Source organism: Oleiphilus messinensis (assembly GCF_002162375.1).
Taxonomy (GTDB): Bacteria; Pseudomonadota; Gammaproteobacteria; order Pseudomonadales; family Oleiphilaceae; genus Oleiphilus; species Oleiphilus messinensis.
In genome coordinates this window covers 2132376-2155683 of record NZ_CP021425.1, presented here as the reverse complement: position 1 = coordinate 2155683, position 23308 = coordinate 2132376, and the positions used below count along the sequence as shown (strand labels likewise).

Annotated in this window: 21 protein-coding genes; 8 read left to right on the top strand and 13 right to left on the bottom strand. The window is 47.5% G+C overall.

Annotation, left to right across the window (positions count from 1 at the left end; all coding sequences use genetic code 11):
* Together tsaA and OLMES_RS09425 are read left to right on the top strand one after the other, a co-directional pair.
* Nucleotides 1–720 carry a tRNA (N6-threonylcarbamoyladenosine(37)-N6)-methyltransferase TrmO gene (tsaA, locus tag OLMES_RS09430; RefSeq protein ID WP_087461033.1) on the top strand — a complete coding sequence of 240 codons (720 nt, stop codon included), beginning with the start codon at nucleotides 1–3 and terminating at the stop codon, nucleotides 718–720.
* Nucleotides 717–1007, top strand: a complete 291-nt coding sequence (locus OLMES_RS09425) for a YkgJ family cysteine cluster protein (protein ID WP_198343280.1) — start codon at nucleotides 717–719, stop codon at nucleotides 1005–1007. Before tsaA ends, OLMES_RS09425 begins: the two co-directional genes overlap by 4 nt.
* On the opposite strand, the gene OLMES_RS09420 is transcribed toward OLMES_RS09425, so the two are convergent.
* The gene (locus tag OLMES_RS09420) at nucleotides 991–3369 is read right to left on the bottom strand and encodes a response regulator (RefSeq protein WP_087461032.1); all 2379 of its coding nucleotides are present in this window, start codon (nucleotides 3367–3369) and stop codon (nucleotides 991–993) included. The genes OLMES_RS09425 and OLMES_RS09420 overlap by 17 nt on opposite strands.
* 313 nt (nucleotides 3370–3682) lie before the next feature.
* Between OLMES_RS09420 and OLMES_RS09415 the strand changes: the two genes are divergently transcribed.
* The 4 genes from OLMES_RS09415 to OLMES_RS09400 all read left to right on the top strand — a co-directional run bounded on the left by OLMES_RS09415 (nucleotide 3683) and on the right by OLMES_RS09400 (nucleotide 8443).
* Nucleotides 3683–4240 carry a YfaZ family outer membrane protein gene (locus OLMES_RS09415; RefSeq protein ID WP_087461031.1) on the top strand — a complete coding sequence of 186 codons (558 nt, stop codon included), beginning with the start codon at nucleotides 3683–3685 and terminating at the stop codon, nucleotides 4238–4240.
* A 257-nt stretch (nucleotides 4241–4497) separates the two neighbouring features.
* Nucleotides 4498–6795: a hypothetical protein gene (locus OLMES_RS09410; RefSeq protein WP_087461030.1), complete on the top strand. Its 2298-nt coding sequence runs from the start codon at nucleotides 4498–4500 to the stop codon at nucleotides 6793–6795.
* A gap of 157 nt (nucleotides 6796–6952) precedes the next feature.
* Nucleotides 6953–7435: a YkvA family protein gene (locus tag OLMES_RS09405; RefSeq protein ID WP_087461029.1), complete on the top strand. Its 483-nt coding sequence runs from the start codon at nucleotides 6953–6955 to the stop codon at nucleotides 7433–7435.
* A 171-nt stretch (nucleotides 7436–7606) separates the two neighbouring features.
* On the top strand, nucleotides 7607–8443 hold the full coding sequence (locus OLMES_RS09400) for a 1-acyl-sn-glycerol-3-phosphate acyltransferase (protein ID WP_087461028.1): 837 nt from the start codon (nucleotides 7607–7609) through the stop codon (nucleotides 8441–8443).
* Nucleotides 8444–8518: 75 nt separating this feature from the next.
* Here OLMES_RS09400 and OLMES_RS09395 read toward each other — a convergent pair whose 3' ends face one another.
* Both OLMES_RS09395 and OLMES_RS09390 read right to left on the bottom strand, forming a co-directional pair.
* Nucleotides 8519–9883: a DUF1329 domain-containing protein gene (locus tag OLMES_RS09395; RefSeq protein WP_087461027.1), complete on the bottom strand. Its 1365-nt coding sequence runs from the start codon at nucleotides 9881–9883 to the stop codon at nucleotides 8519–8521.
* Nucleotides 9884–9922: 39 nt separating this feature from the next.
* Nucleotides 9923–11800, bottom strand: coding sequence for a DUF1302 domain-containing protein (locus tag OLMES_RS09390; RefSeq protein ID WP_087461026.1), 1878 nt, complete (start codon nucleotides 11798–11800; stop codon nucleotides 9923–9925).
* A 471-nt stretch (nucleotides 11801–12271) separates the two neighbouring features.
* Between OLMES_RS09390 and OLMES_RS09385 the strand changes: the two genes are divergently transcribed.
* On the top strand, nucleotides 12272–13459 hold the full coding sequence (locus OLMES_RS09385) for a thiolase family protein (RefSeq protein WP_087461025.1): 1188 nt from the start codon (nucleotides 12272–12274) through the stop codon (nucleotides 13457–13459).
* Between the two features lie 74 nt (nucleotides 13460–13533).
* Here OLMES_RS09385 and zapE read toward each other — a convergent pair whose 3' ends face one another.
* Entirely contained in the window at nucleotides 13534–14637 is a 1104-nt protein-coding gene (gene zapE / locus OLMES_RS09380) for a cell division protein ZapE (protein WP_087461024.1), read from the bottom strand.
* A gap of 126 nt (nucleotides 14638–14763) precedes the next feature.
* A complete protein-coding gene (locus tag OLMES_RS09375) occupies nucleotides 14764–15522 on the bottom strand; it encodes a Nif3-like dinuclear metal center hexameric protein (protein WP_087461023.1) in 759 nt (252 codons plus the stop codon).
* Nucleotides 15523–15621: 99 nt separating this feature from the next.
* Here OLMES_RS09375 and OLMES_RS09370 point away from each other — a divergent pair, with 99 nt between their 5' ends.
* Nucleotides 15622–16758 (top strand): S1C family serine protease, encoded by a 1137-nt coding sequence (locus OLMES_RS09370; protein WP_087461022.1) that lies wholly within the window; start codon nucleotides 15622–15624, stop codon nucleotides 16756–16758.
* 22 nt (nucleotides 16759–16780) lie between these two features.
* Here the strand turns inward: OLMES_RS09370 and hisD are convergent, their stop codons facing one another.
* The 8 genes from hisD to mlaE form a co-directional block, all read right to left on the bottom strand.
* Nucleotides 16781–18097, bottom strand: a complete 1317-nt coding sequence (hisD, locus tag OLMES_RS09365) for a histidinol dehydrogenase (RefSeq protein WP_087461021.1) — start codon at nucleotides 18095–18097, stop codon at nucleotides 16781–16783.
* A gap of 159 nt (nucleotides 18098–18256) precedes the next feature.
* Complete coding sequence (gene hisG / locus OLMES_RS09360; RefSeq protein WP_087461020.1) at nucleotides 18257–18913, bottom strand: ATP phosphoribosyltransferase; 657 nt, start codon at nucleotides 18911–18913, stop codon at nucleotides 18257–18259.
* Nucleotides 18914–18943: 30 nt separating this feature from the next.
* Entirely contained in the window at nucleotides 18944–20206 is a 1263-nt protein-coding gene (gene murA, locus OLMES_RS09355) for a UDP-N-acetylglucosamine 1-carboxyvinyltransferase (protein WP_087461019.1), read from the bottom strand.
* A 94-nt stretch (nucleotides 20207–20300) separates the two neighbouring features.
* Complete coding sequence (locus tag OLMES_RS09350) at nucleotides 20301–20522, bottom strand: BolA family protein (protein ID WP_087461018.1); 222 nt, start codon at nucleotides 20520–20522, stop codon at nucleotides 20301–20303.
* Between the two features lie 170 nt (nucleotides 20523–20692).
* Nucleotides 20693–20989 carry an STAS domain-containing protein gene (locus OLMES_RS09345; protein ID WP_087461017.1) on the bottom strand — a complete coding sequence of 99 codons (297 nt, stop codon included), beginning with the start codon at nucleotides 20987–20989 and terminating at the stop codon, nucleotides 20693–20695.
* A 204-nt stretch (nucleotides 20990–21193) separates the two neighbouring features.
* Nucleotides 21194–21898 carry an MlaC/ttg2D family ABC transporter substrate-binding protein gene (locus tag OLMES_RS09340; RefSeq protein ID WP_087461016.1) on the bottom strand — a complete coding sequence of 235 codons (705 nt, stop codon included), beginning with the start codon at nucleotides 21896–21898 and terminating at the stop codon, nucleotides 21194–21196.
* A gap of 162 nt (nucleotides 21899–22060) precedes the next feature.
* Entirely contained in the window at nucleotides 22061–22513 is a 453-nt protein-coding gene (gene mlaD, locus OLMES_RS09335; RefSeq protein ID WP_087461015.1) for an outer membrane lipid asymmetry maintenance protein MlaD, read from the bottom strand.
* A gap of 26 nt (nucleotides 22514–22539) precedes the next feature.
* Nucleotides 22540–23307 (bottom strand): lipid asymmetry maintenance ABC transporter permease subunit MlaE, encoded by a 768-nt coding sequence (mlaE, locus tag OLMES_RS09330; RefSeq protein WP_087461014.1) that lies wholly within the window; start codon nucleotides 23305–23307, stop codon nucleotides 22540–22542.
* Nucleotide 23308: the final 1 nt, after the last annotated feature.

Sequence of the window (23308 nt, the reverse complement as noted above, 5' to 3'; positions counted from 1 at the left end):
ATGTCCCACACAGACCTACAGAAAACCGAATTTACCGTAATCGGTATTGTCGAAAGCGGTTTCAAAGAAAAATTCGGCGTACCCAGGCAGCCCAGACTAACCCATATCCGCTCAAAAATCCGAATGCTTCCCCCTTTCAATACGCCTGATGCATTTGAGGGTCTGGAACAGTTTTCACATATCTGGTTAAGCTTCGTATTTCACCAGACTCAAAATACCCATTGGAGACCGAAAGTGCGCCCCCCGCGCTTGGGTGGTAATCGCAAAATGGGAGTATTTGCAACCCGCTCAACCGTTCGCCCCAATCCTTTGGGTCTGTCCGCAGTACGATTGATTGCCATTGAAACCCTCGACTCAGGCGTAACATTGGTGGTTGAAGGGGCGGATCTTATGGATAACACGCCGATCATTGACATTAAACCCTACCTCCCCTTTTCAGATCAGATTCCGGACGCAACCGGGGGTTTTGCCGAAAACGCGCCCGAAGCCAAGCTAAAGGTAGTGTTCAGCTCGACTGCCCAGGATTACCTTTTATCTTTGGGAAAACAGGAAATCACGGATACGATAATTGAAGTACTCAGCCTTGATCCACGTCCCGCTTATCACTCAGACCCCGAAAGGCAATATGGTATTCACCTCTTTGATTTCAATGTACAATGGCGCTGCGCTGAAAATGTCGCAATTGTAGAAAAAATTTCACCGGTAAATCACGAAATATGACGGCACAGATAAACTGTCGAGCCGGGTGCGGAGCCTGCTGTATCGCCCCCTCAATCACTTCCCCCATTCCGGGCATGCCCCTTGGCAAAAAAGCGGGCGAACGATGTATTCAACTGGATGCTGAAAACAAGTGCAAGATCTTTGGCGACCCCCTGCGTCCAAAAGTGTGCTCGGCTTTCACAGCAGACCCCGATATCTGTGGCACAACACGGGAAGATGCCATCAGGGTCTTAAACCTGTTGGAACAGGACACAGGACTAAAACCAGAAATTAAATCAGTGCTTTAACCTGTTCTTTAAACGCCTCGTACTTGACCGGTTTTGCCAAGAACCGATCCATTCCAGCGGCGAAACAACGTTGTGCATCCCCCTCCATTGCGTTGGCGGTAAGCGCAACGATGGTCACGGGATCCATACTATAATTTTTTTCCATTTCACGAATAGCCTGAGTGGCTTCATATCCATCCATTACCGGCATCATACAATCCATGAATATAAGTTGATAATTGTTAGTCGAGCATTTGTCGACTGCCATTGCCCCGTTCGACGCAACATCAACATGGCAGCCACACTTTTCCAATATTTTCACAGCCAACTTCTGATTAACCTGATTGTCTTCGACCACCAATACTCGAGGTTTGGGCGAAACATCGGTTTTCCTGATCCCGACAGCCTCCTCAGCGGAGCGGGCTACCACTTCCGGATTCGCGCCAAGGGCAATGTTAAATCGGGTATAAAATTGCGGTACTGGCTGATTTCTCGATTCCAATGCCAGAGCCAGCATTCTGGGCAAGTAAGATGCCCGCATACTTTTCAACAAAAAACCGGAAGCCCCGGACTTTTTAGCTCGCTCCGAATCCCCTCGTTGTGGATTGGTGCAAACAATAATAACGGCGGGTTTATTCTCAGCATGATCAGGAAACAGTTGACACAACTCCAAACCATCGCCGTCGATTAAAAAATCATCCACAATCAAGGCATCGTAGGGTGCTCCCATCCCTTCCTGTTGCCGGTCCCGGATCAGGGCATGTGCCTCTCGCAAGCTATTTGCGCCGTCACTGACGACAAAAAGCTGTGATAACTGATCGACACAAAAAGCCAAACTGGAAGGCGTTGAATCCACCACCAAAGCTCTGGCACCTTTCAACACATTCATCCTGACCCGAGTTTCCTGACTGGTTTCCTGCACTGCTACAAACTTGAGATTGACATTAAACACGGAGCCACAGTTAATTTCGCTGTGAACCGAGATCGCTCCCTGCATGGCCTCCACCAATCGTTTACAGATTGCCAGTCCCAACCCGGTACCATCTCTTTGCCGCGTTGAAGATAGATCCACTTGCCGATAAGCATCAAAAATGAGAGCCTGATTTGTCAGGGAAACACCGATCCCTGTATCACGCACGGCAAAACAAAGCTCCACCTCCAATGGACCGGATTCATTGGCCTTGATCACGCGGGCGCACGAGACTGAAATCGTTACGCCGCCATTTTCTGTAAACTTAATCGCATTGGAAACCAGATTAATCAACACCTGGCGTAATCGCACGGGATCTCCAACCAATGCCGAGGGGATATCCTGCGCCACGTAGAGCTCGAGACTCAAGCCTTTCTCTCTCGCCTTGCTACCCAGTAACAAAACGATTTCATCCATCAGTGTGTGCACGTCAAACGTTACGGATTGCAGCACCAGCTTTCCGGCTTCAATTTTGGAAATATCCAGAATATCATTGACAATCCCCAACAGCGCTTCGGCACTCGAATAAATGATGGTGGCATGTTCACGCTGCTCAGGCGAGAGATCACCGTCCAGCAATAGAGAGGCAAAGCCAAGTACCCCATTCATGGGTGTACGCAATTCGTGACTCATATTAGCAAGAAACAAACTTTTCGCCTGACTCTCTTCAATTGCCTTCTGCTTTTCCACTTGAGTCTGTTGTTTTGAGAGTTTAATACTCTCCAACTCCTGGAATAACCGGCTGCGCATTTGATTAAAGGCTGCAACGACTTGCGTCATTTCATCTGTTTTTTTGGGTTCCTCGCGATTCAATACCAGCGGTTTATCCAGATTCTCGAAGTCCATTTTATTGGCATAGCTTGCCATTGTATCGAGATGCCGAGTAACCAGGTAACGCACCGTCAAAAGTATAAAAATCGCAACAAAAAAAGTTTTGACCGATTGGCTGGACAAAATGATGAGAAAGCGTTCTAGTAAGTTTTCATGTATGCGAGAGAGATTTGAAACAATCGTCAGTTCGCCCAACCACTGCTCTGTGTTACCCACTTGGTAAGTCAACGTGAACGAACGGGTCAATGATGGCACCCCTTTCTGCACAACCCCTTCAAAAAAGACTTCTTTAGAACCAGAAAGCAACGTCACACTATCGACGTAGTTCAGTTTGACAATACCTTGTAAGTGAACCTGAATCTGTTCCCGGTCAACACTCCAAAGACTGTTTAACACGCTATCACCGAACATTGCAAAAACCTGGTCAACATTTCCTTCCAGTTCGGAAAGCTGCTGACGATAGTCAAAATACAACTGCACTGCGGTGGCCAGTAATGCGATAAAGCTGCTGAACAGAATAATGTAGGCCAACAATCGACCAGCCAAAGGCCGGGCTTTGTAGTACTGAAATGGATTTCTCACAAAAAATGAATCACTCTCTGGAGGAAATTATATTTTTCTGAATAAGGCGTCATAAATTATAAAGCATTACAAGCCCAGTATCTATTCACGCATCAAATTTTCCGCGATTGATACTGCTATTCTGTAGTCCGAGCGCTTGCTAAATCCATTTAACGAACGTTAGCAGTGTTTAATGCAAAAACCAAACCTGCAGGCTCAAAAAAGCATCAAAGTAGCGTTATTTTGCTCCAGATTTAATGAAACACGAAATCCGGTTGAGCCCGTTTGAGGACAACGTTACCATAAGCCCACTTTTACCAGCCAAGGGATTACTATGAGCCTACGACGACTTTTTATGTTGCTTATTTTCACAACAGCATCAACCACATCCATTGCAAGTGATTTGACCGTGACGCTTAGCAACAAATCTGCCGGGATCGATATCACACCACTCCCCCCTTCCTCCCAGATCCACACAGAAATTGGCTATCTTCGTCACGAGAACAGCCGCCACCTCTATCATGCTGATTTACATGCGCAGGGACAAACGGTCATTGCCAATTTGCCAGCAACCACCGGGCTGGGCTTCAGAACCATGGTATTTGACGAGAAAAACGTCGACGGAATATCAGCAGGCTTTGGTGGCTTCATTAATTTGAACATCCCGGAGGTACCTGGACTATCCGTAGCTGGCAGCCTGCACATCGCTCCCTCCATTCTTAGTTTTAGTGACCTGTCCGGCTACCAGTGGATTGACTTGAAGAGTCGCTACCGGGTAATTCAAAACGCTGACCTGCTGGTGGGATATCGTTATGTTCATAGTGGTTTGGAGGAAATGGATAACCGAACCATTGAGTCATCATTTTATGTAGGCCTGCGCTATCTGTTTTAGGCACAAGTCCATCTCTGTGATAAACGGCATTAATAGTGCAACTGTCTCACAATAACAACACTTCTGCCTTATTAAATAACAGCAGATCATCTACACTTACTCCTGACACCTTCCTGTGTAAATCATTTGCGCAACTTGTGAAACGTCCAGACGTTTCACCCTTACCCTCCTTTTGTTGGTCGGCGCAATAGATTCCTGTCGCGACGAAGGTTATAGAAGTTCAATGGAAATTGGCTTATCAACTCAAAGGACGCATTATGTCACCACGTATTTTTACTTTGCTCTTCACGATGGTTCTTGTTTTTGGCGGTATCGGCGGATGCTCCTCCGGAGGTGACGGGCTTGAAGATGCAGCCAACAGCGAAAACTCCTTCCCGCCAGGGGACAATGACCCGTTGGATACCGATGATGACGATGGCCAACAATCCGCTGAGCTTGATGAGGTCGTTGTCACCGTAGAGGCGACAGACAAAATGGTGGCAAGCTGGCAACGTTCGTTATATCGGCTGCTTTCCCCCTCCCCCGCTTATGCTTTTCGGGGCTTGTCACCCGTTAGCGTGATTGACCTCGATGTCGTACAACTCGATACCAGTCTGAATCCGGTGGTTAGCCCAAGCGTATCAATCGCCCATACTTACCGTGCAAACAACGATGGCACCTACACCATCGCGTTCAATGCCGGTATTTACAGACCAACCCAAATTGATATTTTCATCCGTGCTCGCCTTGAAAATGGCGAAACACTGTGGGCGCCTTTAACATCTGGTACAGCTCGCATTAACGTCGCCTCAACCCTACTCGTGGAATCCTTCCTGAACCGCGCCCGAGCTAACAATATCGGGCTATCCTCGCTGGCCCCCTGTGGTGAGAGCATGGGTTGTGAAAACCAGTTCGAGGCAAGATATTTGATCTGGTTGAATCTCGTATCCATGGTACAAGAGTTCGACATCACCATTCCGGATGATCTGAATATAGAGGCTACAAAAGCGTTTCTGAGCGAACGGATTGACTTCGCCAATGCCCTGAATGATGGTCTCGCCGCAGTGGTAGATACCCAATACCACGATGCCATCAGCAAAGAGCCTAATTTCGATAACCTGCTCAACACCTTTGAGTTTGGTCTGAATACCATTTACTTCAACATGGGGTTAAGTCAGTTTGACCCGGACTCTGAGGTGAATAATGGCAGTGTTATTTTCAATGCCAGCTCAACCAGTGTCGAACAAATTTTGAATGACGGCAGCACCGAATATACTTACCCCGCGCTCTCGGAAGCATCATTTACCACAATACTCAATATCCACAGTTTGTTTGGAGAGCTCCCCTATCAACGCCGCTCGATTACTACAGCGGGTGATTTAACTGTGGAATTTAATAGCCCACTCGGTTTTGACGTAAATTCCTTCGGGTCAAAATCAACCTCTTCATTTGCCGCAGTCGATGGCAGTATTTCATTCCCTCAACTGCCATTTCAAACTATCACGGCCCGGGAAACAGAGACACCAACAGGCTGGCTAACCAATCCGTTTTTTTTGCACTACTACGGCGATGATGACCGGAACTTCATGTACAGCGCGCCACTCACCACCGGCAGCGTATATGAACTGGAGAAACAGGGAAGCAGCACCTTTCAACGATTACGACAGTTAGAGGCTACTAATAACTTCAGCTATCTCATCAACCTGAAAACCGATGAAGAAAACACATTCAATTTAGGTGAAGCAAGCAAGAACAAGCAATACGGTACGATTAAATTCAGTCAGCAACTCAGTAACTCCAACCCGACGACCGTCGAAGCGCACACCAGCCTGTGGACAATAGACAATGGGTTTGTGACAGATGATCAACCTGCTTCAGTATTCGGAGATTTTTATAGCGGCTGGCAAATAAGCCGAAACCCGGACAAATCCGTGACGCCACTCACTCAGATCCCGGCACAAACCCTGCAACACGAAATGTCCCCTGAAGAAACGATTAATTATGATGTGGACCTGAAAGTACAGGTGCACTTACAGGCGGGCCGAGTCAGTCTCGCATCCGACAGTGGGCTAACAGGCGAAGGAGCCATGAATTTGAACGGTGATAGCTTTGCACTGACCATTACCGGTCCGGGCTCACGCCGAGGTATTATTCACGGCATCAAATTAGATAATGAAACATTTTCGCTCAGCAATGCGACATTCAAGCTGCAGGGTCATGCCTTTTACATGTATGACAACAAAAATGACATCACCTCTTTCAATGGCTCCGAGCTCTCATTCTCGTCCGATGGTATCGCCACCCTGAACCTCGAACGGACCTATGTGGAACAAGTCATCGACAACAACACCGTCACACAGTTAAAGTTGAAACAACCCATTAGCCCGTCTCCAACCGCAGTTGTACTGGATGACAACAACAAGTTCCAGCTCAATTTCGGCACCATCAATGGTGCCCCTCTTACACTCCAGGGATTCGTCGGAGAAGAGGGCACCGTGCTCATGATGCTGTTACGCCATGGTGATGCGCTTGGGTTAGTATACGGCTTCAGAGACCGCATGCTCCCCCGATCTTAAACCAGACAATATCCATACTTCCTATGCCCCTCTGCTGTGAGGGGCCCGATAATTCTCTCCATCAATGTGTAAGCAGGCGGCTGAATAACTCTGGTGAGTTTTACCCGACAAAAATATTTGATAATATTCAGGGAAGATACTCTCCAGGAGCGAAGGTATGCCACATTCGACAGAGAAAGCGCACACGAACAATAAAACACCTGATACTTCTCCCGATCCCTCAACGCTAACAGGACAATCCCTTGAGGTTTACCAGGGGCGCTTCACGGAGCGATCATTCTGGAGCAAACTAAAACGAGCGACTCACACCGCTGGCGACAAAGCAATTTACTCTTCGCTCACGCTCTACTACACGGCACAATCTCCCCACACGCCGACCTGGTGCAAAGGTGTGATTTATGGCACGCTCGGCTACTTCATCAGTTTAATCGATCTCATTCCAGACCTCACACCGGTTTTGGGGTACAGTGACGATATCACATTAATGTTAACAGCTCTCGCGACGCTCGCAACACACATCACACCCGAAATCCAAGACAAAGCCAGAGAAACCACAAACCGCGTGCTTGGAAGCACCAAGCCGGACTCGGCACCGGCTCCTGTGGCAGCGGAAAATGAGTCAGGTCATTCAACAGTTTAAACGGGCGGGTTCTTCATCTTTATACGGGTTTGTTCGTGTGTTGTGAACGGCTTAAAAGGATGCTCAGCTTTGATTGTGTAAACTCGCCCGCATCAAGCGCGAGACACTTGACCTAGATCCGCAGTTTAATAATTCAGAGCTTGTCATACGTTCACGGAGGACTTGTCTGGTATGCATAGAATTCTGCCACATTGGTTTAGAGGGCTACTCGTGCTCCTCTCAATACTGATTCTCACCAGTGTATTCCTGCCACTGATTATTCTCGTGGCCATTCTAAGATTGTTGACACCCGGCACTCGAAACCGGCAACGATTTGCAGAAGTGACTCGCGGAATAACGGGATTACTACTCGGACTGTGCAATCGCCTAACCACAATGATTAATGGTATCTCCTGGGAAATCACTGGCAGGACAAATCTGGAGGCTAACCAACGCTATATCATTGTTTGCAATCATCAGTCTTCTGCTGATCGCTGGGTATTACACACCGTATTTGCAAAAAAAATTCCTCTCGTAGCCTATATTGTAAACGACAGCACGGTACGGATTCCCGTTATTGGACTCATCCTCTGGGCACTGGAATTTCCCTCCCTTAAACGACTTGATAAAGTTGCTCAAGATACGACAGCCAACACACTGTGCTACTTCCCCGAAGGAAAGAGATTCAATCGTAAAGCACACAAAAATGAGCATTCAATATACAAATACCTACTGAATCCCAGAAGCACTTCACTAACGGCAGTCGCAAGCAAGTACGTGCGCAAACATCAAGACATCCGCATTCTCGATGTAACAATTCACTACCCATCGGCAATTGAACCGTGTCTGTGGGACTATTTCAGCGGACGACTTCAAACCATCCAGGCTGTGGTCGAAATGCCCATCACCCCGGCTCACCCGGAAGATTACGATGAATGGCTTGAAGAACGCTGGTGCAAGAAAGACGATTTGCTTTCCGAACTTAATCGGGCGATTCCGCTGGCCCCGGGAAATTGTAAAACGGTTTAGCCTGGAAAATTTGGATGGGGCACAAAAAAGCCGGTGAAGTTCACCGGCTTTTTTTATTTGAAGCAAAGAAAGAATTTACCGACTACCGGAACGTCTCAAGGCAGCCGGAGTAAAATCCCTTAAAGAGCGCTCATAATTGAAGTCATAGGGTGCGTTTGCTTCATTCACAAGACCGAACGCCAAATACCGGGCACTTTGTAAATCATAAAGCACTTCCAAAGCATACCAAGGTATTTTTTGATCATAGAAAACAAAGTTATGCGCCTCAGCGACACGCCATAATTCGCCACGACCATCGTAATGGTCAATCTCAGAAGCTCCCCAGGAATCCTCATCAATATAGAACACACGCTTCGCATAGATATGACGCTCACCTTCTTTCAGTGTGGCTTCCACAACCCAAACGCGGTGCAACTCGTAACGGGTCAAGTCCTGATTGATATGACCTGCTTTTATAACATCTTCATATTTGTAATCTTTGGACAACAATTTATAAGAGTTATAGGGGATATACATCTCTTTCTTATCGACCAACTTCCAGTTATAACGGTCTGGTGCACCGTTATACATGTCGAAGTTATCAGAAGTACGAAGACCGTCTGAAGCGGTACCCGGTCCATCGTAGGCAACCTGAGGAGCTCGACGTACACGACGTTGACCAGCATTGTAAACCCACGCTCGACGAGGTTCCTTAACCTGATCAATTGTTTCATGAACCAGTAAGACGTTACCCGCCAGCCGTGAAGGTGCAACAATTACCTGCTTGAAGTAAAACAGCACGTTGTCATCATTTGCCTCCTTCGCATCAGTCAGCGTCGAAAGCCAGGTGAGCTCGTCCTTAAATTTTACAACAGAAAAGTCACCATTCGGCATGGGTGTCGCCTGGCCAATCGTACGCGCGAGACTACCACCGCGATATCGAACGATGTGATTCCAGATCACTTCAAGACCGTTTTTTGGAATGGGAAATGGCGTAGCTTCTTCAAAATTAGCTAAACCGTTACCATTTGATATCAGCTCAGTTGCGGTCGCATTCTTCTTTGCGGCATCATAAACTTTTTGCGGATAAAGCGCGGTACGGCGGCTTTGATACACCGGAATCTTATAATCCGCATACTTGTTGAGCATGGCCTTCTGGCCTTCTGTCAATTTGTCTGCATGTTCACCCATGTTCGCTTTGGTGATCGTAAACAAGGGCTTATCGTCTGGAAACGGATTAATATACACACCGTCATTTTGATAGCCTGCCGGAATTTTCTGAATTCCACCCGTCCACTCAGGTATGGTTCCACTCGCATTGCCGGCTTTTTCCGCGCCCATGGGCGTGAGTTCACCACCGAGTTTTGCTGCTTCTTCTGCTGTCACTTTCGCATTTGCATTTGAAACCGCGATAGACAGCAAAATTACCCCGCTTGCTATAATTTTTTTTCTAATATTCATCGAGTTACCTCTTAATGACCGTAATTGCTATCCATAGAATCAGAATGAGTAGGAAACACTAAGAGACACATTATCCCGGTCATTCGCCATATTATAGGGCTCGCCACCGAAGAAATTTGTGTAGCCTAACGTCGCTGAGTATTGATTCAAATAGACGGCCTTGAGGGACAGTCCTATTGCTTTGCGACCTTCAACAAAACTTGGACCGGGCTCGGGAGAGTAACCGACAACGTCATGGGACCAAGCCAGTTGGGGCTGCATGTTTATGCCTGCAAATACATCATTGTAATCCAACACAATTCGGGCACGATAGCCCCATGAGAATCCTGTTGTAAACCCATCATTGGTACAGTGATTCGGATTAACGTTGGTCGGTACCGGGCTCACCTGTGGGCTGGTTTTACAGTTCAGGCTCAATGGCCCTAACTGATAGTCGAATTCCCCGAAGCCCATGTGTCCCGAACGACCATAGCGTGCTTCATCTTTTCCAGGTAAATCATGGACATAAGTTGCACCAAATTCGGAAACCACCGTCATACGGCTTGCGCCAAAGACCTGATCAAAGAATCGAATCAGCGTGAACTGTGCCTGGGAAACCTTGTAGCGATCATAACCAGGTAATTCTTGCCCCGCCAGATTGGTCTGACCATCGGGATTGTACTTCTGAAACATCTTGCTGTATGGCAGTTGCAAACCACCGTAGATCAGCTCAAATGCGTTCCACTGCACGGGCAGATTAGCTCGGAAGCTGTATTCACCGCTGAGTGACCAACCACTTTCCAAACTGGTATTGAATGAGAGGCCGTACAAGTGAATGCCTTCCGGGTACTCGATAAAGTAGCTCGGGAAACTGGAAAACGCCTGATCCGGATCATTGGCCTGACCCAATGCGGCGTTGGGTGAAGAAGGATTATTCACAATACCACTGGAATAAGGCGTACGACTGTGATATCGAATGTAGTAGAGCCCGAATTCCGTATCGTTCAACTCCGCGGCATAGTAGCGGAATGCGATACCATACTGATCACCATCATCAGGCTCCACGTCACCTACCCGAGGTGCAAAAGCGCCTTGTTGATAAACAACAAAATCCGGCAACTGACCTGCAAGTAACACAGGTCCACAATCATCGGGGGCAAAGTCGTTTCCGGAAAAGAACGTACCACAATCATCCGGGCGGGTTTTTTCCCATTCTAATTGGGCAAACGCCTCCATCGACAGGTTTTCAGTAATCCCCAGAGAAGTGTAAACCATGTTGACGGGAATGAATGCTTCCTTGATTTCGGCACCCGGTGCACGAATTGCAGAAACATCAACGGGGTTGATAACAGAAATACCATTCTGAATAAACGTGCTTTCCCCCCAACTGACCACCTGTTTACCGAGGCGGAGGCTGAGCGGCGTTTCACCTATCTGAAAATCCCCCCAGACGTACGCATCCAACAACTCTGCTCCAGATGCGTTTTTATCGGCATGATCATTTAATTGGCGACGCTGCCCAACCCCGTCAGTGGCTCGTTTCTCGTCTTTTAATTCGAAATCATACCAATACTTGCCCCGAACAAAGCCACCAAAGTTTTCATAAGTAAGCAATAACTCACTGTTGCCTTTGATGATTTTGGAATAAGTATCACCTTGGTCAAAATTCCAGTTTCCATCATCATAGTTGTTACTGGAACCGCCGACTCCGGAATAGGCAAATTCCGGCCCCAGGTTACCTTGTGCTAGCTGATCTTTATCCCGATCCGCCACTCGCCAACTTGCGCCGGCAGAAAGGGTTGTATCAAACGCCCCTTCGATATCATCTCCCAAAAAAAACTGGAACGCACTCACTGGTGCTGCAGAAACTGTCGCGGCTATGGCAGCAGCCAAAGGCAATTTCCTCAGATTGTTCCATTGATTTGTTTTTCTTGTCATTTAACGCTACTCCGTCGTTTTTTATTTGATCCGTGCATTACGTGAATATCGGTCGCCAACTCGCGGCTCAGAATTCGCGCGCCTTAAAACCGTTCATTTACCCTATGCCCACACCGACAACTACACGTCTGTGTGCATAATAGCAATCTGTTTGCAATGAACTGAATGGATTTTAAGCAATTGTTTTTATTGATATTCATAAATTGCACGGATAATTTTGACATACGCAACCTGTATTTTGCCAGCCCCAAAACCAGCATACGAGTGGTCGGCCTTCTAGACACTATAGACACAAAAAACAAAATCAACCAAATTCAGATTCGCTTTTTTTTAAAGATAAACAATCACTAATCCGAAATTGGCCAATCAATTTGTAACCTTTCGCCCTTGGCATTCCCATCCGAAAGGAGTATAAAAAACCCAATTGTGCAGAACCGCACGATTTGAACATTTTAGACAAGGGTTTAGGTTATGAGTTCAGAAGATAACGTCGTTATTGTGTCAGGGGCAAGAACACCGATGGGTGGTTTTCAAGGCAGCTTAAGCAGCCTGTCTGCGGTCGAACTTGGCGCAATTGCGATTGAAGAAGCAGTTTCCCGATCCTCATTGAAAGCAGACGATATTCAAGAAGTGATCATGGGCTGTGTGTTGCCTGCAGGTTTGAAGCAAGGCCCTGCACGGCAGGCATCCCGCCAGGCTGGACTTCCGGATGCCACCGGCTGTACTACGATCAATAAACTGTGCGGATCAGGCATGAAAGCCACTATGATGGCCCACGACCTGATCAAAGCTGGCACCAACAACATCATGCTCGCAGGTGGTATGGAAAGCATGAGCAATGCACCGTACATCCTGCAAAAAGCCCGAACAGGCTACCGCATGGGTCATGGCGACCAGGCCATGGATCACATGTTTCTAGATGGACTTGAAGATGCAGAAACAGGGCGATTGATGGGTTCTTTCGCTCAAGATGTAGCAGACCAGAAAGGCTACACCCGGGAAGAAATGGACGCGTACGCGATAAACTCCCTGAAACGAGCTCAAAGCGCGATCGAATCCGGTGCCCTGGAAGCCGAGATTGTTCCGGTTACAGTGAAAACCCGAAAAGGCGAAGTGGTTGTAAAAGACGACGAACAGCCCTTCAACGCTAACATCGAGAAAATTCCTTCTCTGCGCCCAGCATTCAAGAAAGATGGTACAATCACGGCAGCAAATGCTTCTTCTATCTCAGATGGTGCATCTGCATTAGTACTGATGAGCGAGTCTGAGGCGAACAAACGAGGCCTGCAGCCACTGGCAAGAATCGTCGCTCATAGCACCCAGTCTCAGCACCCATCAGAGTTCACCTGCGCACCGGTTGGTGCAATCAAAACCTTGTTCGAAAAAGCAGGCTGGTCTAAAGATGACGTTGATTTGTATGAAATCAACGAAGCCTTTGCCATGGTTGCCATGATGCCAATCAAAGAGTTGGATCTGGATCCTGAAAAAGTTAACGTACATGGCGGCGCTTGTGCGCAAGGCCATCCAGTGGGCTCTACAGGCTCAAGACTGTTGATCACGCTCATTCACGCACTGAAGAAATACGGCAAGACCAAAGGTGTTGCCGCGTTGTGCATCGGTGGCGGTGAAGCAACAGCCATGGCCATAGAAGTATTATAAGCGAAGCATCCTGCTTATGAACATGAAAAAGCCCTGATTTAACAGGGCTTTTTCAATTAGAGCAAACCTGCATCTCAAGGTTTATGGGGTAGCTCAAGATATTCATGGGATTGCATTTCCAACAAGCGGCTTTGCGTCCGCTCAAACTCAAACGTAAGCTTGCCCCCCGTGTAGAGATCCGTGATCGGAGCCGCAGCAGAAACAATCAATTTTACGTTACGATCATAAAACTCATCAATAAGGTTAATAAAGCGTCGCGCCTGATCATCCGAATCTGCCCCCATAATTGGCACATTACTGACCAAGACCGCATGGAACTCCTTCGCCAGTTGAATGTAATCATTTTGACTCCGGGGCCCATCACACAAGGTTTTAAATTCAAACCAGACTACGTCATCGGCATGCCGTATTGCTCGTAGGTTCCGTCCATTCACCTCCAGATCCAGATCATGACTTCCTGCTTCAAGGGCAAGGCTGTTATAGCTTTTTTCCAAACTGATCTTGGCTTGATCATCCAGAGGGCTATGATATAACTCCGCTTGCTCCAATGATCGGAGACGATAGTCCACACCACCATCAACATTAATAACTTCAGTATGCTCGTTTAATAACGAAATCGCAGGCAGAAAGCGCGCACGCTGCAAACCATCTTTATATAATCCATCGGGTACGATGTTTGAGGTGCACACCAGAGTAACCGCATTGGCAAAAAGCTCATCCATCAAACCCGCCAGAATCATGGCATCACCAATATCGGTGACAAAGAATTCATCAAAACAGATTACCCGCGCTTCATCGCTAAATTTACGGGCAATCACTTTAAGTGGATCCTTCACCCCCTTGAGGTGTTTTAGCTCGTCATGAACGCGATGCATAAAGCGATGAAAATGGATTCGCATTTTACGATCAAAGGGAAGGCATTCGTAAAACGTATCCATTAGATAGGTCTTGCCCCGACCCACTCCCCCCCAAAAGTACAACCCCGTAATCGGTCGTTCTTTATGTTTCGACAACCTTTTCTTTAGTATGGCAAATTTGCCTTCATTTTTTGGCTTTTCAGCTTCCACCAATTTATGAAACAGCTGATCCAGACGGGTAACCGCCATTTCCTGGGCACTATCATGACTAAAACCATCTTTGGTCAAATCCTGCTGATAGCGTTGTAAAGGGGTTTGCATATCAATACTCGTTCATCATGATTGATCAAAAAAGTCAGGAGCACTCAAACACTCCGAAATGCGGGCATTTTAATCGATTTAACGTTCGGGATACAGTTCACTCGTACACTGATTTAATCCGATCAATCAAACCGGGTTATCAATATCAACAAACTCGACTTCAACGTCATAATTTTCCGCAATCCATTCACCCAATGCTTTCACCCCATATCGTTCAGTTGCGTGATGGCCTGCTGACATATAGTGAATACCGCCTTCCCGGGCTGCATGGACGGTTGGCTCGGATATTTCTCCGCTGATATATAAATCAACCCCTGCTTCAATCGCGCTTTCAATGAACCCTTGAGCCGCGCCTGTACACCAGGCTAAAGAGCGAATGGGTCGATCGTCTGCTGCAATCACTAGAGGTTCTCGCTGAAGTTCACGCTGGAGCAGCTCCGAAACCGACTGTACGGACAGAGTCTCTGAGAAGTGCCCAACGAGGCCAAGCGCACCATATCGCTCCTGTTTTAATGGCCCATCCACCTTCACTCCGAGCCGTTTTGCCAACTGTATGTTATTCCCCACTTGAGCATGCACATCCAGAGGCAAGTGATAGGCCAATAGACTGATATCATTTGCCAACAATGTTTTCAAACGACGCTTCTTCATTCCGGCAATGACAGAGCTCTCACCTTTCCAGAAATAACCGTGATGCACCAAAACAGCATCCGCATTCCGCTCCGAAGCGACATCCAACAATCTTTGACTCGCCGTTACGCCTGTTATAATTTTCCGTATTTCCGCCCCCCCTTCAACCTGCAGTCCGTTAGGACAATAATCAGGTATCGAACTGACATCCAGGTAATTATCCAGAGTACTGACTAAACTTTTTAACTCAATCATATTGATCCTCTAACAAAACAGGCCTTGAAGTCTGGGCGTAGCACGCCCGATATAATATGCTTAAGCACCTTGAAAAATAAAACATCAAACACAGACACGATGAAAAAACCACTCCCGATCAAAACAATCGCTATCTCATCAACAGCAGGTTTTCTCGTAGCATTGGCACTTGCTATCACAATCTTCATTTTGGCCCCCCACACGAATAAACCCGAAAACAATGGATCTAACGCTGCAAAAACAGCCGCCGATATTCGTCAGCCGTCTTATTTTCCTGCGGTAAACGCAATCAGTCCATCGGTTGTCAGCATACAGGCACAGATTAACAGCATTCCGCCTGCCAAAACGAACCCTTTACTCTTCGATCCAGCAATCTCTCCATTTTTACTCACTCCAGATGAAAAAACCAAGGTATCGAAAGGGTCTGGCGTTATTATTCACCATAGTGGCATTATCGTAACCAATCACCATGTCATTAAAAGCGCCCAAAGCATTCACGTTTACCTGGCCGATGGCAGTCGCTTCGAGGCCACCCTTCTGGGTACCGATGAGGACACCGACCTCGCCGTTTTAGACATTCCTGGCAACACTCATCCAGCAGTCACCGTAAACTTTGATACACTCAGAGTCGGCGATATCGTGCTTGCTGTCGGCAATCCTTACGGCGTTGGGCAAACGGTGACTCAAGGTATCATTAGTGGTCTGGGAAGAGAAGGCTTGGGCTTGGCAACCTATGAGGAGTTCATACAGACTGATGCGGCAATCAACCCAGGCAATTCCGGGGGGGCGCTCGTTGATTTTGAAGGTCGCCTTATCGGAATAAATACTGCAATTTTTAGCAAAAATGGCGGCTACCAGGGGATTGGTTTTGCCATTCCCAGCTCAATGGTTTTCAGCGTGGCCAAGCAAATTATTCGTTACGGAAAGGTAACTCGAGGCTACTTGGGTGTCAGCATGCACCAACTAACCGATGAAGAAGCTGAGTTCTTCAACTTGTCCGACACAAATGGCCTTTTAGTTACTTCTGTTACCGCCGATGGACCGGCACACCAAGCAGGTATTCGCCCTGGTGATGTTATTATCAGCATTAATGGTCAAAACCTTGCCAAAAGCACGGATGCACTTCGAGAAGTCGCAAAACTAATGCCAGGTACTACAGCACAAGTGGAGCTTTACAATCAAGGAACTACTCGAATTGTGCATACCCTTATTGGTAAAAAACCAATCACACCGTGATTGGTTCTCCACACAACCTGCTTCAACCGTCTTGTTTGACCCGGTACTCAGCTGAAAGCGCGTGAGCGGTGAGCCCTTCGCCTCGAGCCAGGATCGAAGCGATTTTCCCCATTTCGCTTGCACCAACATCCGAGAAATTAATAATCGAAGAACGCTTTTGAAAGTCGTAAACCCCAAGCGGTGACGAAAAACGTGCGGTTCCGGAGGTTGGCAGTACATGGTTTGGCCCGGCGCAATAATCGCCAAGCGCTTCTGCGGTATACCGCCCCATAAATATCGCACCTGCATGGCGAATTTCAGGTAATAGCTTCTCAGGCTCGTCTACCGATAATTCCAAATGCTCCGGCGCGATGCGATTGCTGATCGCCACCGCACTTTTCATGTCCGGAGTTTTGATCAATGCCGCTCGATTTACGATTGATTTACGAATTATTTCAGCCCGCTCCATCGTCGGCAACAGCCGCTCAATACTCTCTTTAACGGCTTCGATAAACTGCTCATCGGGAGATACCAGAATTGACTGGGCATCCTCATCATGTTCTGCCTGAGAGAACAAATCCATCGCGATCCAGTCTGGATTCGTTTTACCGTCACACAAAACCAAAATTTCCGAAGGACCGGCAATCATATCAATACCGACTGTTCCAAAAACCTCTCGTTTGGCTGTAGCAACATAAATGTTACCTGGTCCAACAATTTTATCTACTGCAGGCACCGTGTCAGTTCCGTAGGCCAGTGCTGCAACAGCCTGAGCGCCACCGATGGTAAATACCCGGTCCACACCGCTCAGTGCTGCTGCGGCCAAAACCATTTGATTCACTTGGCCGCCGGGCGTCGGCACAACCATAATCACCTCGGCCACCCCGGCCACCTTTGCGGGTATCGCATTCATTAATACGGAAGATGGATAGGCCGCTTTGCCTCCAGGAACATAAATTCCGACACGATCCATCGGCGTGACTTTTTGTCCTAAAACCGTACCTTGATCATCTTTATATTGCCAGGATTCCTGGACTTGCTTCTCGTGGTAGGAGCGAATACGATCTGCGGCGATTATCAACGCCTCTTTTACACTTTGCTCCAACGACTCCAAAGCCCCCTGAAGACTGTCCCGATCCAGCTCAAGTTGCGAAGCAGACGTGACACTGACACGATCAAACTTCTCGGTGTAGGCCATGACTGCATCATCCCCGCGAGACTTAACGTCCGCAAGTATGCCTGTTACTGTTTCCTGAACTGACTTATCGGAAACTTCATCCCACGCGAGGAGCTCAGACAATCGCTCGTCAAAGGATTCTTCTGTCGAATCCAGTATTGTGATATCGACTTTTTCGGACATCGGCCACCTCTATATCTGTAATTTTCGACACACCCGCTCTGTTCGATTCCATTGACTTGAGCACATCGAAACAAATCGCCTTGTAACGTACATTTGAGAGTGTTGCTCTCTCAAGCACTTTAAATACTTTACATTCTTTCAAATTCTTTTGGATACTTTTTAAGCACTTTCCACTTCACTCTGCTGCTCCGCCACAGTGCACTCCAAATGCTCAATGATGGGCTTGATGATGTGATGTTTCATCTTGAAAGCGGCCTGATTTACAACCAACCTGGAGCTGATTGGAAAAATAAGTTCCCGCGGCTCAAGGCCGTTCGCTCTCAAAGTGTTTCCGGTATCCACGATATCGACGATTTCATCAGCCAAGCCAAGAATAGGCGCTAACTCCATAGCACCATAAAGCTTGATAATATCAGCCTGAATACCCTGCTCCGCATAATAGGTCTTGGCCAGGCTAACGAATTTGGTCGCGACTTTGATCCGCCCTTTTTGCGGCGGGTCGCCGACCCGTGCCGCAGTCATCAATTTACACTTGGAAATCTGTAAATCCAATAATTCATAGAGCCCGTCACCACCGTGCTCCATCAACACATCTTTACCGGTCACACCAAGGTCAGCACCGCCATACTGAACATAAACGGGCACATCAGTCGCTCTGATAACAATAAATTTAACACGCTCATCCGTAGTATCAAAAATCAGTTTCCGGCTTTTTGCCATATTTTCCAACGGCTCGATCCCAGCTGATTTGAACAGTGGCAGGGTCTCTTCCAAAATTCGTCCTTTGGAAAGGGCGATGGTCAAGGTCTCACTCATGACAATTACTTCATCCGCTTTGCGTTTTCTTTAATCTGCGACTCGACGAATTTTCGCGCCCAGTGCATGAAATTTCTCTTCGATACATTCATAACCACGGTCAATATGATAGATACGATCCACAATGGTATCGCCCTGAGCCACCAAGCCCGCAATAACCAGACTGGCTGAAGCCCTCAAGTCAGTTGCCATAATCGGAGCAGCGTGCAGTTCTTCGACTCCAGTCACAATCGCAGTATTACCTTCCAATTGAATCTGGGCTCCCATGCGCATGAGTTCATGAACATGCATAAACCGATTCTCGAAAATGGTTTCAATTACTGACCCGGTACCTTCCGCTACCGTATTCATCGCCAGTATCTGGGCCTGCATGTCTGTCGGAAAGGCAGGATAAGGCGCCGTTTTAATGCTTACAGCTTTAGGCCGGTTTCCCTTCATGTCCAACTCGATCCAGTCTGGTCCGCAACTGATATGGGCACCGGCTTCTTCCAATTTTATCAAGACGGCCTCAAGAATGGATTCAGAAGTACCTTTAACCCGCACTTTACCTCGCGTTGCTGCCGCCGCCGCCAGAAATGTGCCGGTTTCAACACGATCTGGTAAAACATTGAAATGACACCCACCAAGACTTTCAACACCGTTAATTACAAGCGTCGAAGTACCTTGACCGGAAATATCAGCCCCCATTGCATTCAGACACTCCGCCAAATCGGTAACTTCAGGCTCCCGAGCAGCATTCTCGATGATTGTTTTCCCCTCGGCCAAGGCAGCCGCCATCATCAGGTTTTCTGTACCGGTCACGGTTACAACATCCAGGAAAATATGCGCACCTTTCAAGCGCCCGTTCGTCCTTGCTTTAATGTATCCACCATCGACAACAATATCAGCTCCCATCGCTTCCAGACCACGGAGATGCAAGTCAACAGGACGGCTACCGATTGCACACCCGCCCGGCAAAGACACTTCGGCATGCCCATAATGAGCCAACAATGGCCCCAACACTAAAATGGAGGCTCGCATTGTGCGCACCAACTCATAAGGCGCTGTGTAGCTCTGAATCGAATTGGCGTTGACTTCGATGCTCATTTTCTCATCGACCATCAACTCTACCCCCATTCTGCCCATTAGAGCAATCATGGTGGTAATATCCTGCAAGTGAGGCAAATTGCCGATGGAAACCGGTTTATCTGCCAGCAGAGTTGCCGCCAGTATGGGTAGCGCTGAATTCTTCGCCCCGGAAATCCGTACTTCTCCCGCAAGCTGCGCACCACCACTGATAAGTAATTTGTCCACACTCGATCCTTAGAAACTTTGATGTAGCTACAATGATGTCGCTACGCTGATTTAGCGACAACTGAGCTGCTTATATTCGTTGGTTTAAACTGACTTACTCGGGAGTACGGGTTTGCATCGTGACCGCATGAATCTCGCCGCTTTTCAGATATTCATCGAAACAACCGTAAACCAGCTGCTGCTTTTTAACCGGAGACATTCCACGAAAGACTTCACCAACAACAGTGATATTAAAGCTACTACCCTCACCGTCAACGGTAACTTCACAATCGGCCAATTTCGCTTGAATCAGCGCCTGTAACTGTTGAGCCTGCATACTGAACCTCAATGATGAATGATAAAGGGGAGCAATGATACCTAAAAGCCGCTCGGGGAAAAAGCGCAAGCTTGAAAATGCAACGCCCGAAAATCAACCCAGACCTATCTTATTGATCAATTTTCACCGAGAAACTTAGCTCAGGCGGATCGGCTCAATTACTGATTGTATTAATCATGAACAGGAATGATTGAAAGCAAATTATTCACCGCCATCAGCGCATGGAGACGGGACGATATACCACTGAACGCGAGATCAATTTCGTGAAAGCGAGCGTAACGAAGCCAGCATAACATTACCGATATCAACACACTATGGGCGCAGGACACATCACTCAGGTCAACAATACATTTACCGGAAAGACCCGCAATGACGTGCTCGCCTTTCGCACGCAACGCAATTGCTTCGGCAAACGAACAGTCCCCGGATAACGCCACCACAACGGGTGACTTTTGAATTATTTCCATGACACCTGCCCCATGCAAGATGTTCCTTCATTATATCGTTTAATACGATCCTAGCGTTCCGACCGCCTGGCACATAATTTCGTTTACACACCAATTTCGTTTACACATCAACCGGACTAAAATCGCCCCCTCAGAATACTCAAACGCAACCGATAACAGCTCACTCCTGGAAAGCTGTTATCGCCTTAAAGAATATTTTGTGCCTCAATTTACCTGACTATCGCCGCCAGAATCTATTTTCGCATTCCAGTTCGCGATAACCAGATCGATATTACCTTTTCGATTGCGCATTTCCTGCTCGAACCGGTCACGAAATGCGAGGCCGACATTCACACCGTTGACGATAATGTTTTCCAGCATCCACGCGGCTTTTTTGTCGTTCACATACATCGAATACATTACCGGGTAAGTCGCACCTTCTGCTGTGACTATCTCCAAATCCACTGAAGCGCGATCACCTTCTGGCGAGATGATTTTAGCCGCCAGTACATTCACCTCAAATTTGCCAGAGTTCACCAAAGCCTGCGCATAAGTCTCGAACAAACTTCGCTTGAACGTTTCAACAAAATCATTACGTTGCTGCTTGCTGGCGTGGCGCGCATATTTTCCCATCACACGCGCCGCGATCCTTCTGAAGTCAATTACTTCAGCGAGCGCTGCTTCCATGTTCCCATAAAATACATCCGGACTTTCAGAATAGGTCGATCGATTGTCCTCAAGGGTTTTCATCAGATGAACGGTATTATTCGCAATGATCTGCTTGACCTTCTCTGCTTCATCTGCAGCTGCAGTCATTGGCAAAATCGCGATGAGTGCAAGCGCGAGCCACTGTAAGTTGTTTTGAAAACAGCTCTGCAACAAAGCAGCTCCCCTGGATCGAACAATAAATGGCTGCGCGTTGAAATTCATGATGGTCTCCCTTTTTTTAGTACGTTATTTATGCCGAGTGCACTTATCGTAAATCAACAACCTTTCAAGTTTCTTGCCCGCCAATACTACCAGCGCAAACTGAACCTGAACTGAATACATCCCCCCCTTGTCACTGGGGTAGATTTTGATGCCGTAGCGCCATTAGCGCTTACTGGATGCGAAGGTTCCAATCAGCTTTTCAATATTAAGTGCCGATTGGGTATCGTAAATGGTATCACCATCTTCAAGGAACTCCTCGTCCGCCCCAACGCTGATGCTAATGTACTTTTCACCCAGTAATCCAGCAGTATTGATCGAAGCAATACTATCAGTGGACAGTGTATTAACATCTTGATCAATGGACAATTCCACTAAAGCAGAATAGGTTTTCTGATCCAGAGATATTCCAGTGATCCGACCAATTGTCACGCCCGCCATAGCCACCCGGCCTCGCAGGGAAAGCCCCCCCAGATCATCAAATCGTGCGTAAATGGTATAGGTTGGTTTGGTCGCGGTTAGACTCAAGCCACTCACTTGCAGCGCCAAAAAAATAAGCGCGACAAATCCAGCCAACACAAATATCCCAACACCCAGCTCGGTTTTTCGAGAATACATATCCTGTTTCCTTCCCCAGAAATCGATCAGTTAAACATTACCGCTGTGAGTAAAAAATCCATACCCAGTACAGCCAAAGAAGAATAAACCACTGTTTTCGTTGTTGCTTTGGCTATCCCTTCAGAGGTCGGCAAACAATCATAACCCTGAAAAACAGCAATCCAGGTACAGAGCAAACCAAAAACCAGGCTTTTGACAATGCCATTCACGACATCGTTCTCAAAGTCCACAACGCGCTGCATGTTGGCCCAATAAGAGCCATCGTACACCCCCAACCATTCGACTCCGACCAGATAGCCGCCAAACACTCCTACCATGCTAAAGATTAGCGCCAGGATCGGCATACTGATAAACCCCGCCCACAACCGCGGCGCAACAACTCGACGAAGCGGGTCAACCCCCATCATCTCCATGCTGCTCAATTGCTCTGTCGCTTTCATCAAACCAATTTCAGCGGTTAAAGCCGAACCAGCACGCCCGGCAAACAGGAGCGCAGTAACCACCGGGCCCAATTCTCGCACCAGACTCAACGCAACGACCTGACCAATTGCCTGTTCAGACCCGTACCGAATCAACATATTGTAGCCCTGCAAGCCCAGCACCATCCCGATAAACAATCCAGAAACAACAACGATTACAAGGGATAATACGCCGACTTTATTAAGCTGCTGAATTAACAACGGCAAGCCTGACTTTGGTTTCGGTATCGCAGCCAACGCGCCAATCAGAATCAATGCTGACCTGCCAAGCGTTTCGATTGACTCCAAAGTATTTTGACCTAGTCTCTGCAACATT